Raw genomic sequence first — 16,904 nt, forward strand, 5'->3', positions numbered from 1 at the left:
GGGCCGCCACGCTCTCGGCGTGGCGGCCCCCGTTGATTCTCGCTGAAGCAGCTCAGGCGCTGATCATGTTACGCAGGACGTACTGCAGGATGCCGCCGTTGCGGTAGTAGTCCGCCTCGCCCGGGGTGTCGATGCGCACGTCGGCGTCGAACTCCACCGAGGACCCATCGTCCTTGCGTGCCGTGACCCTGACGGTCTCCGGTGTCTCGCCCTCGTTGAGTCGCGTGATGCCGGAGATGTCGTAGCTCTCGGTGCCGTCCAAGCCCAGCGACTTCGCCGTGGAGCCTGCCGGGAACTGCAGCGGCACCACGCCCATGCCGATGAGGTTCGAGCGGTGGATACGCTCGAAGGACTCGGCGATGACCGCCTGCACGCCCAGCAGGGCCGTACCCTTGGCCGCCCAGTCACGCGAGGAGCCGGAGCCGTACTCCTTCCCGGCGAGCACGACCAGCGGAGTGTTCTCGGCGGCGTAGTTCTGCGCGGCGTCGTAGATGAACGACTGCGGCCCGCCTTCCTGGGTGAAGTCACGGGTGTAGCCGCCCTGCACGTCATCGAGCAGCAGGTTGCGCAGCCGGATGTTGGCGAACGTGCCCCGGATCATCACCTCGTGGTTGCCGCGCCGGGAACCGTAGGAGTTGAAGTCCTTGCGCTCGATGCCGTTGTCCTGCAGGTACTTGCCCGCGGGGGAGTCCGGCTTGATCGCACCGGCAGGCGAGATGTGGTCGGTGGTCACCGAGTCGCCGAGCAGCGCGAGCACGCGCGCACCCGAAATGTCGGTCACCGGTGCGGGCTCGGCACCCATACCCTCGAAGTACGGGGGCTTACGCACATAGGTGGACTGCGGATCCCACTCGAAGGTCTCGCCTTGCGGGGTGGGCAGCGAACGCCACCGCTCATCACCGGCGAACACATCGGCGTAGTCGGTGGTGAACATCTCCTGGGTGATCGCGGAATCGATGGTGCTCTGGACCTCCTGCGGGCTCGGCCAGATGTCGCGCAGGTAGACCGGCTTGCCCTCGGTGTCGTGGCCCAGCGGGTCGGACTCGAAGTCGAAGTCCATCGACCCGGCCAGCGCGTAGGCGATCACCAGCGGCGGCGAAGCCAGGTAGTTCATCTTGACGTCGGGGTTGATCCGGCCCTCGAAGTTGCGGTTGCCGGACAGTACCGACACCACCGACAGGTCGTTGTCCTGGACCGCGGAGGAGATATCCTCCGGCAGCGGCCCGGAGTTGCCGATGCAGGTGGTGCAGCCGTAGCCGACCAGGTGGTAGCCCAGCTTCTCCAGGTAGGGCCACAGCCCGGCCTTCTCGTAGTAGTCGGTGACGACCTGGGAACCGGGGGCCATCGAGGTCTTCACCCACGGCTTGGTGGTCAGGCCCTTGTCCACGGCGTTGCGGGCCAGCAGCGCGGCACCGAGCATCACCGACGGGTTCGAGGTGTTGGTGCAGGAGGTGATCGAGGCGATCACCACGGCACCGTGGTCGAGTTCGAACCGACCGCGCTCCTCGGAGTCGACCGTGACCGGCTTGGACGGGCGACCGGAGGCGCCATTGGCCGCCGAGGCCGGTTCCGGCATGTCGGCCACGCCGTGGTGGGTCACCGAGGGCGCGTCGCTGGCCGGGAAGGATTCCTGGCCGGCTTCGTCCAGTGCGGCGTCATCGGCCTCGTTCGGACGCTGGGTGGGCACGTAGTCGGCCAGCGACTCCCGGAAGGAGGACTTGGCGACCGAGACGGCGATGCGGTCCTGCGGACGCTTCGGCCCGGCGATCGACGGCACCACTGTGGACAGATCGAGCTCGAGGTACTCGGAGTACTCGGGCTCGTGGTTCGGGTCGTGCCACAGGCCCTGCTCCTTGGCGTAGGACTCGACGAGGTCGAGCTGCTCCTGTGGGCGCCCGGTGAGCTTGAGGTAACGCAGGCTCTCCTCGTCGATCGGGAAGATCGCGCAGGTGGAGCCGAACTCGGGGCTCATGTTGCCGATGGTGGCGCGGTTGGCCAGCGGGACCGAAGCCACACCGGAGCCGTAGAACTCGACGAACTTGCCGACGGCGCCGTGCTCGCGCAGCATCTCGGTGATCGTGAGCACCACATCGGTGGCGGTGGCCCCGGGGGGGATCTCTCCGGTGAGCTTGAAGCCGACCACGCGCGGGATGAGCATCGACACCGGCTGGCCCAGCATCGCGGCCTCGGCCTCGATGCCGCCGACGCCCCAGCCGAGCACGCCCAGACCGTTGACCATGGTGGTGTGCGAGTCGGTGCCCACGCAGGTGTCCGGGTAGGCCTGCCCGTTGCGGGACATGACACTGCGGGCCAGGTGTTCGATGTTGACCTGGTGCACGATGCCGGTGCCGGGCGGGACGACCTTGAACTCGTCGAAGGCATCCTGGCCCCAGCGCAGGAACTGGTAACGCTCCTTGTTGCGTCCGTACTCGAACTCGACGTTGCGCTCGAAGGCATCCGATTTGCCGAACACGTCGATGACCACCGAGTGGTCGATGACCAGTTCCGCGGGAGCCAGCGGGTTGACAGCCGAGGCATCACCGCCGAGTTCGGTCACCGCCTCGCGCATGGTGGCGAGGTCGACCACGCACGGGACTCCGGTGAAGTCCTGCATGATGACCCGCCCGGGGGTGAACTGGATCTCGGTGGACGGTTCGGCGTTGGGATCCCAGTTGGCCAGGGCACGCACGTGCTCGGCGGTGATGTTGGCACCATCCTCGGTGCGCAACAGGTTCTCCAGCAGAATTTTGAGGCTGTAGGGCAGGCGCTGCGCGCCGTCGACCGCGTTGAGCCGGAACACCTCATAGGAGGCGTCACCGACCTTCAGCGTGTCGCGGGCGCCGAAGCTGTCCTTGCTCGCAGGTGCAGTCACGTTCAACTCCATCTCGCGACGGGCGCAAGTTCGGGAACGACAGGGAGTCTCGCGCACGTCGGCCGAGCGTGCGCGGGGCCCAGGTCTCAGTACAAACAGTACGCTTGTCCTGTATTTGCCCTCAAGGCAGGGTCGGTGAAGAAGAACCTAGCCATCGCCGTGCGTGTAACCATGCACTTTTTTCGTCGTGCACAGTGCGGCGTTGTTGATGCTGGACCTTCGCGTGATGCCCGCCGGCGTTCGACGTCATGCGCGCCATGAGGCGGCGATCGCGATGCCACCCGCGACAGTGGCTCGAAAAAATGCCGGGGCCCGCTACGGCTGGACGACCCCGGCAGGCAGAGGTTCGCCTCAGGCGAGGCCGCTCACGTCCACGCGGGCCAGTGCGGTCTTGGCCAGGCGTACGAGCAGTGCCTCGACCACGGCGGCGACCACACCGGTCAATACGGTGGTGAAGAAAGCAGGCATGGTGATCCGTTCGCATCCAATGCTGTGGCTGATTACCGTGGACCAGCATGGTCGCCATGGGTGAGCAGGGGGTTCGGTGGAGGTAACCAGCAGGTGAACGATCCCGAAAACCCGGCGCAGCGGCCGTGATATCCGCCACGGTGCCGCTGCGAGTCCTGCCTCACGGTCGCGCATCACGGCTTGTCTCGATCTCGGCCGAGGCGCCCCCGCCTGCGGAAGCGGACCCGTTGGCGGCCTGCATGCCCGACCACGTGCCGAGCATCAGTGCAAGCAGCGTTGCCACGTGGACGGGCGTGGCGGCCCGGAAGGTAGCGCCGGATGCCGGACCGAGTGAGCTGAGCAGGACACCGAGGCACGCTGCCGCCGCCGACAGCGTGGCGCTGTGCTTACTGCTGGTGCGGGCCTTGTCGGCCGCAGCAAGCACGGTGTGCACATGGGCCGTATTCGCGCACAGGACGTGAGCACCCCACGGCATGGCTCCGGATTCGGCGGGCACTCCGATCCCGATGTCCGCGGCGGCCAGCGCGGAATGCCCACGGGCCGACACGACGGCCACGACGTGGCCGTCGGCTTGCAGGCGGCTCACCGAGTTGCGGAGGTGATTGCCTCCCGGCACGGCGCCGTCAAGGGGCAACCGCTGGTCGAGACGGCTGCCACGGCCCGCAACCAGTACCGACCCCACCGAGCGGGCGGCTTCGACGAGGGACTCGGCAAGCGGATCGAGTTCGGTGGTCACGGTATCCACCACCTGCTGTCCGGTCAGCAGCGCGGGCGCATCGAGTACCACCGTGTCCACCCGGTCCAGGCGGCGCAGCGTATCGGGGTTGAAGATCAAGTCGCCGCGTGCGGATATCGTGCCGGTCAACTGCGCTGCGAAGGCCTCGCGTCCCGCTTTGCCGGGGCGGGGCATTCCCGCGAGCAGCATGGCCAGGGCACGCTGGGAGGAACCGGTGGTCGCCAGCACGGTGCCGTAGCCGGCGAGAGCGAGCGAGCCCGATGTGTTGGCCACGCGTTCGATCGGTCCGTCGGGCAGCGGACAGGGGCGAGACGGATTCTCGAGGGGTCCGGCGCGGTGGATGCCGGGCCGGTTTCCCGTGGTGCGCTCCCACCTGCGCCATGCCCGATTCCTGGCGAGTACCTCTCGTGAGGTGCAGAATCGCTGACAGGTGCCGATGAACAGAGACATCGGCTGACGAGCGGCGGTTTGGACAACCGTGGTGCCGAGCGTGAGGGCCGTGTCGGTGCCGGGGCGGCCGAACCGGGATTCCACTGCCGAGCGCATCCACGGCACGGCATCCGTCAGCGACAGGGTCGCAGGCAGCAGTGCGGGCAGGGTGCGGATCGGCAGCAGCGAGGTGATCGCCGCGTATCCGAGCCCGGCCAAGCTCGCCGCGAGCGCTCCTGTTTCCCGCAGGACGGGAGCGGTGTTGCCGGGATGGTGGGCACTGGCGGGCGCATCGCCGGAACCTTCCAGGCCGTACTCCCGTTCGATTTCGGTGACTACGTCGATCAGGGCGCTGCGGGCGACGGGCTCGGTGCCGTGGGAGATCACCACTCGACCGAGTGCGGCGTTGACTTCGGCACTACGCACGTGCTCCATCTCGGTGAGCCGCTCTTCCAGGGCACGCGCGGCCTCGACCGTGCCCGGGTGATGCATTCCCCGGACTTCGAGATGGACCCGGCCGTCACCGGTCCAGCTGCGCCTGTCCGAAGAAGAGTCGGTCAGAGTACGTACTGTGTCCAGCACCGGGCTTGCGATCTCCGAAGCTGTGGAGACCAGCCGGCCAAGCGCCATCGGCGTTCCTTTCACATCCGCAGGCGGCAGGATTGGCTCGCGATTGTCGCGAGGGATTTCACGTCGGTGGCACGGCCGGTGTCACCGTGGGGATTCGGGGTGCTGGTGCCGGTTCAGCAGTGCGTGCCCCACCCCGATCGCCAATGCCACGGGCCATTCGATGAACGCGAATGCGGTTCCGAGAGCGAGACCGCCGTAGAACATCGAGTGCTCACGAGAAGGTAGTTGGGCGCGTACCGATTCCGCGGCCGAGGTGAAGTCCTGACTGCTGGTGGGAAACTGAATATCGGGCACGTGGAACCGCGCGGTGACGAACGGGAGTTCGACCGTGGTGCTGTGGCCGTGGCCGTTCCGCTGTCGCGTGCCGCCGGAGCGCTGTGTGCTCGACTGCTGCGTGCCGCTGGAGCGCTGTGTGCTCGACTGCTGCGATTGCTGCTCCGGTTGCTTGGTGGACCGACTGGTCCGGCGAGACTGTTGCTGCTTGGTTCGACTCGAACCGGCTGCCGTGGTCATCTCCCACTCCTCTCGCACGCTTCCCGGAATCCTCGTAGATTACGACACGATAAACAGAGAATGCGGCGCTCGCATGTGCCCTTCCCCGAAGGGAGTGTGTGCTTGCGTGCTCGCCACGTTGCCTCACACAGCACAGGTGTACCCACGAATCGCGCTGCGGTAACGCTGGACGATCAGCTCCACCACGTGCGGATGCGCGCCGATCGGCTCGGCCACGGCATCGGTTCCGAGTTCCTGCAGCCACTGGTGAAACCGCCCCGGCGCCAGCAGGTAGGGGACGATCAGCGTCGGCCGATCGGTGGGGCCCGGTTGTGCCAGGAGTTCGGAAGTCGAGGGAGAAGCCGTCGTGATGTAAGTGGGGGTCAGCGCGGGACCTGTCGGGGACAGCATCCTGCCGAGCAGGTCGGCGGCGGTGGCCACCTCGGTCAGGGCGTGCGGGTCCGAGGACCCGGCGGCGGCGAAGACGACCCGGTCGCCACGCCGCCACCCGGCAGCGTGCAGGCGCCGACCCATGGCCAGCGCCAGCCCGGGCGAGGGACCCAGCGCCGCGGTGACGACGACCTCGTCACCGCGGCGGCTGTTGCGGATCTGTGCTGGCAGATCGTGTCGGACGTGGTAGCCGGCCGCCAGGAACGCGGGAACCACCACGGCAGGACCCCGGATCGCGGCCAGCGCCTCGGCCACCGTCGGGCCGATCACGTCGACATAGGCCACTCGCACGTCCACGCCGATCCGGCGCTGCACGGCCGCGGCGATCCGCTCGATCACCGCAGGACCTGCGGCCTCCCGTGTCCCGTGCGCCACCAGAAGCAGGCTCGGGGATTGGGCCATCTCGTCCCGCTCACCCCAGACCGATTTCGACGGAACCCTGCCGATGCCGGATCGGGAATGTCGGTAGCTGCGTCGACGGCTCGTCGAGACATACTCCGCTGCGTAAGGAGAACACGTGCTTGAGCAGGGGAGAGGCCACGGTGGGTTCCCCGTCTCGGTCGCCGACGATGCCACGACTGATCACGCCCGCGCCGGTGAACGGGTCCACATTGTCCACGGCGAACAGCTCGTCCTCGGCGGTGCGAAACAGTGCCACCGCTCGTCCGTCGACCAGCGCTGCGACCCCGTATTCGGGCGGTACCGCCTCGCGGTCACACACGGGTACCCATTTCATGCCGAAACCTCCTGTTCTGCACGCACGTTCGGCAGGGGCAACTCGACCGGTGCGGGACGGATCTGCCCGCGCTGCTCGGTGAACTCGATGGTCGGATCCGGTGCGCCGGGAGCGTTGACGAAGGAGACGAACCGGGACAGTTTCTCCGGATCCTCGAGAACCCCGGACCACTCGTCGGTGTAGTTGCGGGTGTGCCGGTCCATGGCCTCCGCCAGCTCCTCGGCGATGCCGAGGGAGTCGTCGACCACCACCTCGCGCACGTGCTCGAGCCCGTCGTCGAACGACTCGATCCACGCGGCCGTGCGCTGCAACCGGTCGGCGGTGCGCACGTAGAACATCAGGAACCGGTCGATCAGGCGGACCAGTTCCTCGTCGGTGAGGTCGGTGGCCAGCAGTTCGGCGTGGCGGGGGTTGAATCCGCCGTTGCCGCCGACGTAGAGATTCCAGCCCTGTTCGGTGGCGATCACCCCGAAGTCCTTGGAGCGTGCTTCGGCGCATTCCCGGGCGCAGCCGGACACGCCGGCCTTGATCTTGTGTGGGGCACGCAGGCCGCGGTAGCGCAGTTCCAGCCGGATGGCCATCGTCACCGAGTCCTGCACCCCGTAGCGGCACCAGTCGGTGCCCACACAGGACTTCACCGTGCGCAGGGCCTTGCCGTAGGCGTGACCGGACTCGAAGCCCGCCTCGGCCAGGCGGCGCCAGATCTCGGGCAGATGCTCCACGCGCGCCCCGAACAGGTCGATGCGCTGGCCACCGGTGATCTTGGTGTAGAGCCCGAACTCGCCTGCCACCTTGCCGAGGGTGATGAGCTTGTCCGGAGTGATCTCCCCGCCGGGCACACGCGGGACCACCGAGTAGGTGCCGTTGCGTTGCATGTTGGCCAGGAACCGGTCGTTGGTGTCCTGCAGCCCGGCCTGCTCGTCATCGAGGATGTGTGGACTTCCGAGACTGGCCAGAATGGAGGCCACCGCCGGCTTGCAGATGTCGCAGCCGCGGCCGTTGCCGTGTCGGTCGATCAGCTCGGAGAAGCTGGTGATGCCGGTGACCTGCACAATTTCGAACAGTTCCGCCCGGGATTGCGCGAAGTGCTCACACAGCGCCTTGGAGACCTGCACCCCGCACTCGCCGAGCAGGTTTTTGAGCATCGGCACGCAGGAACCGCAACTGGTACCCGCCTTGGTGCATGCCTTGATCCCGGCGACATCACCGGCCTGCTGCGTGGTGACCACCTCGGTGATGTCGGCTTTGGACACGTTGTTGCAGGAGCAGACCGTGGCCTCGTCGGGCAGCGCGCCCGTACCGACACCGTCGCCCTCGGGCAGCAGCAGCTGCTCGGGGGCAGCGGGCAGCTCGTGACCGACCAGAGGCCGCAGGGTGGCATAGGCGGTGGCGTCGCCGACGAGGACGCCACCGAGCAAGGTACGGGCGTCGTCGCTGAGCACGAGTTTGGTGTAGTTGCCTGCAGCGTTGTTGGCGTAGACGACTTCCAGGGCCCCTTCGGTTCCGGCGTGGGCATCGCCGAAGCTGGCGACGTCGACACCGAGCAGTTTGAGTTTGGTGGCGGTGTCGGCACCGCCGAACGGGGTGTCGCTGTTCTCGAGCAACTGCTCGGCCACGGCGGTGGCCATGCTGTAGCCGGGAGCGACGAGCCCGTAGCAGTGGCCGTCGACGGCGGCGCACTCGCCGATGGCCCAGATGTGCTCGTCACCGGTGCGGCAGTACTCGTCGACGAGGATTCCCCCACGGGGGCCACGCCCGAGCCCGGCGGGTTCGGCGAGGTCGTCGCGGGGGCGGATCCCGGCGGAGAACACGACCGTGTCGGTATCGAGGACGATGCCGTCGGTGAGGGTGACCGCCTCGACGTGACCGTGCTCGCCGGCGTGGATGGTCTCGGTGGCGGTGCCGGTGTGCACGTGCAGGCCGAGGTCACCGATGAGGCGGCCGAGGATGTGTCCGCCGCCCTCGTCGACCTGGACCGGCATCAGCCGCGGGGCCATCTCCACGATGTGGGTGTCCATCCCCAGCGTTTGCAGGGCGCCTGCGGCTTCGAGTCCGAGCAGGCCCCCACCGACGACCACACCGGTTCGGCCCGGGGTCGCCGCAGCACGAATGGCGTCGAGATCGTCGAGGGTGCGGTAGACGTGGCAGCCGGGCAGCTCGTGACCCGGCACCGGGGGAACGAACGGCCGCGATCCGGTGGCCAGCACCAGCGCGTCGTAATCGATGGTGGTGCCGTCGGTGGTGGTGACCCTCCGGTGGTGCCGGTCGATGCCGGCCACAGTGGTGCCGGTGCGCAACTCGACCCTCGGGTCGGTGGCCACCTCGTGGGTGACCAGACCGAGGTCCTCGGCGGTCTTTCCGTCCAAATAGGACGACAGGCCGACACGGTCATAGGCCGGGTGGGTTTCCTCGCCGAGGACGACGATGTGCCAGGTGCCCGCTTCGTCGCGGGTGCGCACATCTTCGATCAAGCGATGACCGACCATGCCGTGACCGATGATGACGAGCGTGCGGTTCATGCGGCGTCCTCCTGTTCGGGGATGGTGTCGGCAAGTGACCGGCAGAGCCGGCGGATCGTGTCGGTGCAGCTGCCACAGCCGGTGGTGGCTCGAGTGGCTCGCGCGAGGGCGGGAACATCGCGGGCACCGTCGCCGAAGGCGGTGGCCAGTGCTTTCCGAGTGACGTTGTTGCAGCGACAGAGCACGGCGCTATCGGGCAGTTCTCCCGAACCGGTGTGCCGGGCCGGGGTGGTGCCGAGCAGGGCCGCGAGTCGGTCGGCGGGAACGGGCCTGCCCGCCGAATGGAGCTGGCTCATCGTGGCCACGGCTGTGGGCAGGCCCAGTACCACGGCGGCGGCGATGCGGTCATTGTGCAGGGACAACCTGGCGTAGCGGCCGCGCGCGGGATCCGACAGGGTGACGGCCTCGGCATCATCGCCGGAGTTCAGTTCCTCCGCGGGACCGAGTGTGACGAGGTCGATGCCACAGGCCTTGAGCCGGGTGATGTTGCGCGTGCCCGGGTAGTGCGCCTCGGGCGAGGCGCCCGACAGCACCTGTGCCAGAACATCGGCCTGGCACCGGCCCGCCCCGCTCGACTCGGTCGGCAGACCGTCGTGCTCGGCGCAGTCGCCGAGGGCGTGAATGCGCTCGTCGGTGGTACGGAGCTGATCGTCGACCACCACACCTCGGTGCACGGCAAGGCCGGCCTGACGGGCCAATGTGGTCTCGGGCAACACCCCGGTGCAGACCGCTACCGCCTCGGCGGCCACTTCCTGCCCGTCGTCGAGAGTGAGCGCGCCGGGCCGATATTCGCGGGGATGGCCGGACAACCGCACGCCGATTCCCCGCCCGCTCAGTGCCTCGGCCAGCATCCGCCCGGCCGCCGGATCGAGCCGACGGTCCATGAGGTGCTTGCCCGCATGGACGAGGGTTACTGCGAGGCCTCGTGCGTTCAGGGCGGTCGCGGTCTCGACACCGAGCACTCCACCACCGAGCACGGTGATCCGTCCGGAGGACTCGGCCAGCCGTGCGAGATGGGCACCGTCATCGAGGGTGCGCAACGGGGTCACGTTTTCCACGAGGAAGCCCTCGGAATCGTGGAGTCCGGGCACCTCGGGCAGGTGGGGGCGTGCTCCGGTGGCCAGGACCAGGGTGTCGTACCGGTGCTCCTGCCCGGTGTCGGTGCGCACCAGCCGCCGATGTCGGTCGATGCCGGTGACGGTCACGCCCTGCCACACCCGGACGGCATCCGGATGCCGGGGCAGCGTCAGTGACTCCGTGCCGAGATTGCCCTCCAGAACCGAGGTCAGCAGCATCCGGTTGTAGGTGGGCCGGGACTCGGCATCCAGTACCGTGATCCGGCCCGCATAGCCTTGCCGGAGGAGCTGATCGATCAGCCGGTGCGCGCCGGGACCATGGCCGACGATGACGAGATCGTTCACGCGGACACCTCCGGAACGGCTTCGAGGCGCACGGCGCTGACCTTGAACTCGGGCATCCCGCTGCGCGGATCTCGGGCCGGCTGGGTCAGCAGGTTCGCTCGTGCCCCGTCGGGGAAGTGGAAGGGCAGGAACACGGTGTCGGTGCGCAGCGAGCTGTCCAGGTACACCCGGGCCACGGCACTGGATCGGGCGGAACTGATCCGGGCGAACAGACCCTCGTCGAGCCCGCAACGCTGAGCGGTGTCCGGATGCACCTGCACGAAAGCCTCCGGGGCCGCCTCGGTCAGGTCGGGCACCCGGCGAGTTTGCGCCCCGGTCTGATACTGCGCAGGCAGGCGACCCGTGGTGGCCCACAGCGGGAACCGGGTGTCGGTGGTCTCGGCCGGGCCGCGATGCTCGACCTCCTGGAACCGGGCACGCCCGTCGGGATGGGCGAAGCCGTCCAGAAACAGCCGGGGAGTTCCCGGGTGCGCCACCATGCCTGCCGTGTCCGACTCCGCCGTGTCCGGGACCGTTGGCGCAGGGCAGGGCCAGTGCAGTGCTTCACCGGCGTCGAGGCGCTCGTAGCTGATGCCGGAGTAGTCGGCCGCTCCGCCTGCCGAGGCTCGGCGCAGCTCGTCGAACACCTCGCGGGGCGAGGTGGGGAACCGACCTGCCGGCTGGCCCAGCCGGGTGGCCAGACCTTGCAGTACGTGCAGGTCCGACCGCGCGTGCTTCGGCGGCGTCAGCAGCCGGCGACGGCGCAGCAACCGCCCCTCGAGATTGGTCAGGGTGCCCTCCTCCTCTGCCCACTGCGTCACCGGGAGGACGACGTCGGCCATGCGTGCGGTCTCCGACGGCACGAAATCGGCCACCACCAGCAGGTCCAGGTCCGCCAAGCGCTCGGCGATCGCAGCCGAGTCCGGCGCCGACAGCACCGGGTTCGACCCGAACACCAGCAGCGCGCGTGGACCACCCTCGGTACCGAGTGCCGCCAGCAATTCCGAGGCCGAGCGCCCCGGACCGGGCAGCGTGCCGGGAAGTACTCCCCAGACATCGGCGACATGCTCGCGCGTGGCCGGGTCGGTGATCAGCCGGTATCCCGGCAACTGATCGGCCTTCTGGCCGTGCTCGCGCCCACCTTGCCCGTTGCCCTGCCCGGTCAGGCAGCCGTACCCGCTGCCCTCGATACCGGGTAGACCCAGCGCCAAGGCGAGGTTGATGAACCCGCCGACCGTGTCGGCGCCGGTGCTGTGTTGCTCGGCACCGCGCCCGGTGAGCACATAGGACCGCTCGGATTCGGCCAGCATCCGCACCGCCTGCCGCTGAGCGGCCACCGGCACCCCGGTGACGTGCTCGGCCCGTTCCGGCCACCACGACACCGCCCGGGTCCACGCTGTGTCGAATCCCGTGGTGCGCTCGTGGACGTAATCCGCCTGGTATCGGCCCTCGGTGACCGCGATGTGCAGCAGTCCCAGGGCCAGGGCGAGATCCGTGCCCGGCGCCGGCTGCAGGTGCAGCGCTGCCGCCTCGGCCGTGGCGGTGCGGCGCGGATCGATCACGATCAACTCCGCACGGGTCAGGTGCTGCATCAGCGGGGGCATCGTCTCCGCCGGATTCGCTCCCGCCAGCAGGATCGTGCCTGCTCGGGCGAGGTCGGTGACCGGAAACGGCAGACCCCGGTCCAGGCCGAACGCGGCCGTGCCCGCGCTTGCGGCCGCCGACATGCAGAACCGGCCGTTGTAGTCGATCTGGCTCGTTCCCAGTGCCACTCGGGCGAATTTGCCCAGTAGGTAGGCTTTCTCGTTGGTCAATCCGCCCCCGCCGAACACCGCCGTGGCTTCCGGGCCGGATTCCCCGGCGATCCGTTGCAGGCCGGTGGCCACCGTCTGCAGGGCGACACCCCAGGACACCGGCGTCAGCTCGCCGTCGGTCCCGCGCACCAAGGGGTGGCGCAGCCGCTCCGGTGTCTCCAGAAGGGCCGGAGCCGTCCAGCCCTTCTGGCACAGGCCCCCGCGATTGGTGGGAAAGTCCGAGGGGCTCACCGCGACGCCGCTACGTTCGACGGTCAGTCGGGTCCCGCATTGCAGGGCGCAGTAGGGACAGTGCGTGTGCACGCTGCGGATGTCAGACATCGGCGGCCTCCTTGTGTGCCGCCACCGCGGCCCTCTCGGCCACCGGGACTCGGGCACGGCCGCGCCGGAGGTAGATCGCCCAGGTGGCGATCACACACACGAGGTAGAAGACCAGGAAGGTCGTCAGGGCGGTGTCCCCATTGGCCGCCGCTCCGCCGAAGGAGACGCGGAAGGTGAGATTGATGAAGACCCCACCCAGGCAACCCACCGCACCCGCGATCCCCATCACCGTTCCGGACAGCTTGCGGGCTAGGGCGGTCGCCTCCACCGCGCTACCACCGGAGGCGACCGCGTTCTCGGCCTGCCGCGCGAAAACCGCCGGGATCATCGTGTAGACCGAGCCGTTGCCGATGCCCGTCAGGATGAACAGTGCGATGAACGAGGCCAGATAGAGCGGGAAGGAGTTCTGAGCCGAAGCCACCAGTAGCAGTCCCGTTCCGGCGGCCATGCCGAGGAAGTTCCAGAACGTCACCCGGGCACCACCCCATCGGTCGGACAGCCGACCGCCGACCGGACGCGCCAGTGAACCCAGCAGCGGACCGATGAAGGTGTAACCGGCTGCCTGCAGTGCGGTGAAGTCGAACTCGCTTTTCAGGACCAGCCCGAACGCGAAGCTGTAGCCGATGAACGAGCCGAACGTGCCGATGTAGAGGAAGGACAGCCACCAGGTGTGCCGGCGTCGAACCGCCTCGGCCAGCATCCCGGGAGCGCGGCGCACCGCGTCGATGTTGTCCATACGCAGAGCGGCGAGTAGGGCGGCCACGACGATCAGTGGCAGGTACACGGCGGCGACGTGGACCGGGCTGGTACTCCCGGCGGTGGCGATGACCAGCAGGCCGACCAGTTGGATCACCGCGACCCCGATGTTGCCGCCACCCGCATTGAGTCCCAGGGCCCATCCCTGGTGCCGTTGCGGGAAGAAGTTGGTGATGTTCGTCATCGACGAGGCGAAGTTGCCCCCGCCAACGCCGGTGAGCGCACCGATCAGCAGGAAGACCCACAGCGGCGTGCCGGGCCGCATGACGAACACCGCCGTGAGAACGGTCGGAATCAGCAGCAGCGAGGTGCTGAACACCGTCCAATTGCGTCCCCCGAAACGGGTCACGCCGTAGCTGTAGGGGATGCGCAGTAGCGCGCCGACCAGGCTCGGAATGGTCACCAGCAGAAATTTCTCGCCGGCGGTAAAACCCAGGCCGATCTCCGGGGACATGAACAGCACCATGACCGACCAGATGCTCCAGACGGAGAATCCCACGTGCTCGGAGAAGAGGGAAAGCCACAGGTTGCGTCGCGCGATGCGCTTGCCCGAGCGCTCCCAGAACTCTTCGTCCTCGGGATCCCAACCCGTGATCCAACCACCGTTTCCGGTGGGGGGTGTGGCACTGGCCGTGGTTGTCGTCTCCAATGTGCGCTCCTCTCGCCGTGCTGCGTCGACGCTAGGAAGCGCGTGTTTCGTGCAGGATCTTCGTCGTGTTACCGGCGTGCTAACTCGTGTTGCGAGTTTTCGGGTCCGTTCGGGTCCGTTCGTGGTCGGACGATGCGCCCGGTACGGGCGCTCCGGAGCCCCGGTCACCTCCTGTGGCCGGGGACATGGCACGGTGAACGAGTGGCTGAGCGCGGGAGCGATACTGCGGTGGAGTTGCAGCGGGCGCGGGAACTGTTCGCAACCGCGCGACGAATCACCGCGCTGACCGGTGCCGGCCTTTCCACCGACTCGGGCATCCCCGACTTCCGAGGCCCCCGAGGTGTGTGGACGAAAGACCCCAACGCCCAGCGCCTGAGTGACATCAACAGCTATGTCGCCGACGCCGACGTGCGGCGTCAGGCGTGGCGGAGCCGTGCGGCCCATCCCGCCTGGGACGCCCTCCCCAACGCCGGACACCGTGCTTTCGTGGATCTGGCCTCCTCCGGGCGTTTGCGCGGAGTGCTGACCCAGAACATCGATGAACTCCATCAGCGAGCCGGTCTCGACCCGGATTTGGTCCGGGAACTGCACGGTTCGATGTTCGGCACGGTGTGTCTGAGCTGTGGGGGCCGTGGCGGGATGCGGGAAACTCTCGACCGGGTTGCGGACGGGGAGGCCGATCCCCATTGCCTGGCCTGCGGTGGGATGTTGAAGTCCGCCACCATCTCGTTCGGACAGTCCTTGGACGAGGACGTTGTCCGGGAGAGCCAACGGGCGGCCTTGGATTGCGACCTGTTTCTCACGGCGGGGACCTCGCTGACCGTGTTCCCGGCCGCCGGCTTTGCCGACCTGGCTGCCAAGGCAGGCGCGGACCTGATCATCTGTAATGCCGAGCCCACGCCGTATGACGAGCAAGCTGCCGCCGTGCTGCGGGGGCCGTTGACCGAGGTTCTGCCCGAACTCGTGGCTGTGCCGCAAAGCATGCAGCAGCGCTCCCTGCGGACCTGGGGAGATCCCGGCACCTGGGCGTAATGAGCGATGCTGCGCCGGTAAGCCGTGGTCGTTCCGGGTGATCCGGCGCTTCCCGCCTCGGAGCTTCTCTTTTCGACGTCACCTGAGTAGTGGATATTGCCCGGGTTGGCGGATTCCAACTGGTGAACCGGTGATCCGGATGGCACAGTCCGTGATCGTCTCGCCAATCCGTTCGGAGCAGTCGTGCCTGGGCGATCTCGCCCGCACGGTCCTGCAGCAGGAGGTGACGGTTGTGACGCGATCTCGGAACAGGGACCCCGTCGAGTACCGAAGTGGCTTGCGGTGCCTCGTCGCGGTGGTGGCGGCCACGGCGATGTTGCCCGCGACTCCGGCCGGTGGCGTCGCCGTACCGCCCCGGCCACCCAACCCGAGCGAGGACCGCATCGACGCCGAGCGGGCACAGGCCCGCAAGATGGCCGAACGGGTGGGCACGCTGGCCAATCGGCTCGCTGCCACCGAATCCCGCCTGCGGAAGCTGTCCACGCGGGTCGCGGTGAAGCTGGAGGAGGCCAACAAGGCCAGGGTCGATCTGCGTCGGGCCGAACGGGCGTATGCGCAGGCGAAGCAGCAGGCGGAGTTCGCTGCTGCCGAGGCCGATGCGGCGGCTCGGCAGGTCGAGGAGCAGCGCCGCAGGCTCGACGAGTTCGCCGCGAGCAGTTACCGGCAGGGCAGCCGCCTCGGTTCGATCCCGGCTTTCGTCGGGGCCGAAAGCCCGCGGGAGATGCTCGATCGGGCCGCGTTGCTCGATGCGATCAGTGAGTCCAAACTCGATGTCCTCGACGATCTTCGAAGTGCCCGGACGAAGAAGGCGAACAAGGACTCCTCGGCGCGCCAGGCGCTCCAGAATGCCGAGGCAAAACGGGTGGCCGCCGACCGTGCGCGGGCTGCTGCCGAAAAGGCCAAGGACGCCGCCGTGGCGGCACGGCAAGCACAGCAGGCACAGGCCCGCAAACTCCGTGCCGAAAAGGCGAGGGTCGAACAGCAGCTCGAGCAGGCGCGGGAGAACGTGGCCGGGCTGGAGCAGCAGCAACAGCGCTACCAGGAGTGGGTGGCGGCCAAAGAGCGGGAGGAACGCGCTGCTGCGGCAGCCGCGCAAGCGGCCACAGACGGCCTCGCACAGGGGGCTTCGCCACCCGGTGACACGGTCTCCGAGAACAGCGCTGTCGAGACCGTGGTCCAGCGTGCGGTCTCCCAGGTGGGGGTGCCCTACGCATGGGGCGGTGGCAATGCCCACGGGCCCACCCGAGGAATCCGTGACGGGGGAGTGGCCGACGCACACGGCGACTACCTCAAGATCGGTTTCGACTGTTCGGGGCTGATGGTCTATGCGTTCGCCGGAGTCGGTATCGAACTCCCGCACTACAGCGGGTACCAGTACCAGGCGGGGCGCAAGGTGCCGTTGTCGCAGAAACGGCGTGGGGACATGCTGTTCTGGCAGGACGGTGGCGGCATTCACCATGTCGCGCTGTATCTCGGCAACGGCCGCATGGTCGAGGCCCCGTACTCGGGTGCGCAGGTACGGGTGACTTCGGTTCGCTACGACGGGATCGCTCCGTACGCCGTTCGTCTGTTGTGACCCACGGCAGCATGCATTACGCCG

Annotated in this window: 11 protein-coding genes; 2 read left to right on the forward strand and 9 right to left on the reverse strand. The window is 68.1% G+C overall.

Annotated features, from left to right (window positions below):
• Positions 1-52 precede the first annotated feature (52 nt).
• From JOF55_RS22760 to JOF55_RS22800, 9 genes are all read right to left on the reverse strand, one after another.
• Positions 53-2,872, reverse strand: a complete 2,820-nt coding sequence (locus JOF55_RS22760; RefSeq protein WP_310278147.1) for an aconitate hydratase — start codon at positions 2,870-2,872, stop codon at positions 53-55.
• A 628-nt stretch (positions 2,873-3,500) separates the two neighbouring features.
• Positions 3,501-5,135, reverse strand: coding sequence for a hypothetical protein (locus tag JOF55_RS22765; protein ID WP_310278150.1), 1,635 nt, complete (start codon positions 5,133-5,135; stop codon positions 3,501-3,503).
• Between the two features lie 81 nt (positions 5,136-5,216).
• Complete coding sequence (locus tag JOF55_RS22770; protein WP_310278152.1) at positions 5,217-5,648, reverse strand: hypothetical protein; 432 nt, start codon at positions 5,646-5,648, stop codon at positions 5,217-5,219.
• Between the two features lie 123 nt (positions 5,649-5,771).
• Positions 5,772-6,479 (reverse strand): sirohydrochlorin chelatase, encoded by a 708-nt coding sequence (locus JOF55_RS22775; RefSeq protein WP_310278155.1) that lies wholly within the window; start codon positions 6,477-6,479, stop codon positions 5,772-5,774.
• A gap of 10 nt (positions 6,480-6,489) precedes the next feature.
• Entirely contained in the window at positions 6,490-6,813 is a 324-nt protein-coding gene (gene nirD, locus JOF55_RS22780; RefSeq protein WP_310278159.1) for a nitrite reductase small subunit NirD, read from the reverse strand.
• The gene (gene nirB / locus JOF55_RS22785; protein ID WP_310278163.1) at positions 6,810-9,332 is read right to left on the reverse strand and encodes a nitrite reductase large subunit NirB; all 2,523 of its coding nucleotides are present in this window, start codon (positions 9,330-9,332) and stop codon (positions 6,810-6,812) included. The genes nirD and nirB overlap by 4 nt, the downstream gene beginning before the upstream one ends.
• Positions 9,329-10,753 carry an FAD-dependent oxidoreductase gene (locus JOF55_RS22790; protein WP_310278167.1) on the reverse strand — a complete coding sequence of 475 codons (1,425 nt, stop codon included), beginning with the start codon at positions 10,751-10,753 and terminating at the stop codon, positions 9,329-9,331. Before JOF55_RS22790 ends, nirB begins: the two co-directional genes overlap by 4 nt.
• Complete coding sequence (locus JOF55_RS22795) at positions 10,750-12,867, reverse strand: molybdopterin oxidoreductase family protein (RefSeq protein ID WP_310278169.1); 2,118 nt, start codon at positions 12,865-12,867, stop codon at positions 10,750-10,752. Before JOF55_RS22795 ends, JOF55_RS22790 begins: the two co-directional genes overlap by 4 nt.
• Positions 12,860-14,272, reverse strand: coding sequence for an MFS transporter (locus JOF55_RS22800; protein ID WP_310278172.1), 1,413 nt, complete (start codon positions 14,270-14,272; stop codon positions 12,860-12,862). The genes JOF55_RS22795 and JOF55_RS22800 overlap by 8 nt, the downstream gene beginning before the upstream one ends.
• 201 nt (positions 14,273-14,473) lie before the next feature.
• On the opposite strand from JOF55_RS22800, the gene JOF55_RS22805 reads away from it, so the two are divergent.
• Both JOF55_RS22805 and JOF55_RS22810 read left to right on the forward strand, forming a co-directional pair.
• On the forward strand, positions 14,474-15,304 hold the full coding sequence (locus JOF55_RS22805; protein ID WP_310278175.1) for an SIR2 family NAD-dependent protein deacylase: 831 nt from the start codon (positions 14,474-14,476) through the stop codon (positions 15,302-15,304).
• 139 nt (positions 15,305-15,443) lie between these two features.
• A complete protein-coding gene (locus JOF55_RS22810) occupies positions 15,444-16,880 on the forward strand; it encodes an NlpC/P60 family protein (RefSeq protein ID WP_310278178.1) in 1,437 nt (478 codons plus the stop codon).
• Positions 16,881-16,904 lie beyond the last annotated feature (24 nt).

This window comes from Haloactinomyces albus, from assembly GCF_031458135.1.
In the GTDB taxonomy this organism is placed as follows: Bacteria; Actinomycetota; Actinomycetes; order Mycobacteriales; family Pseudonocardiaceae; genus Haloactinomyces; species Haloactinomyces albus.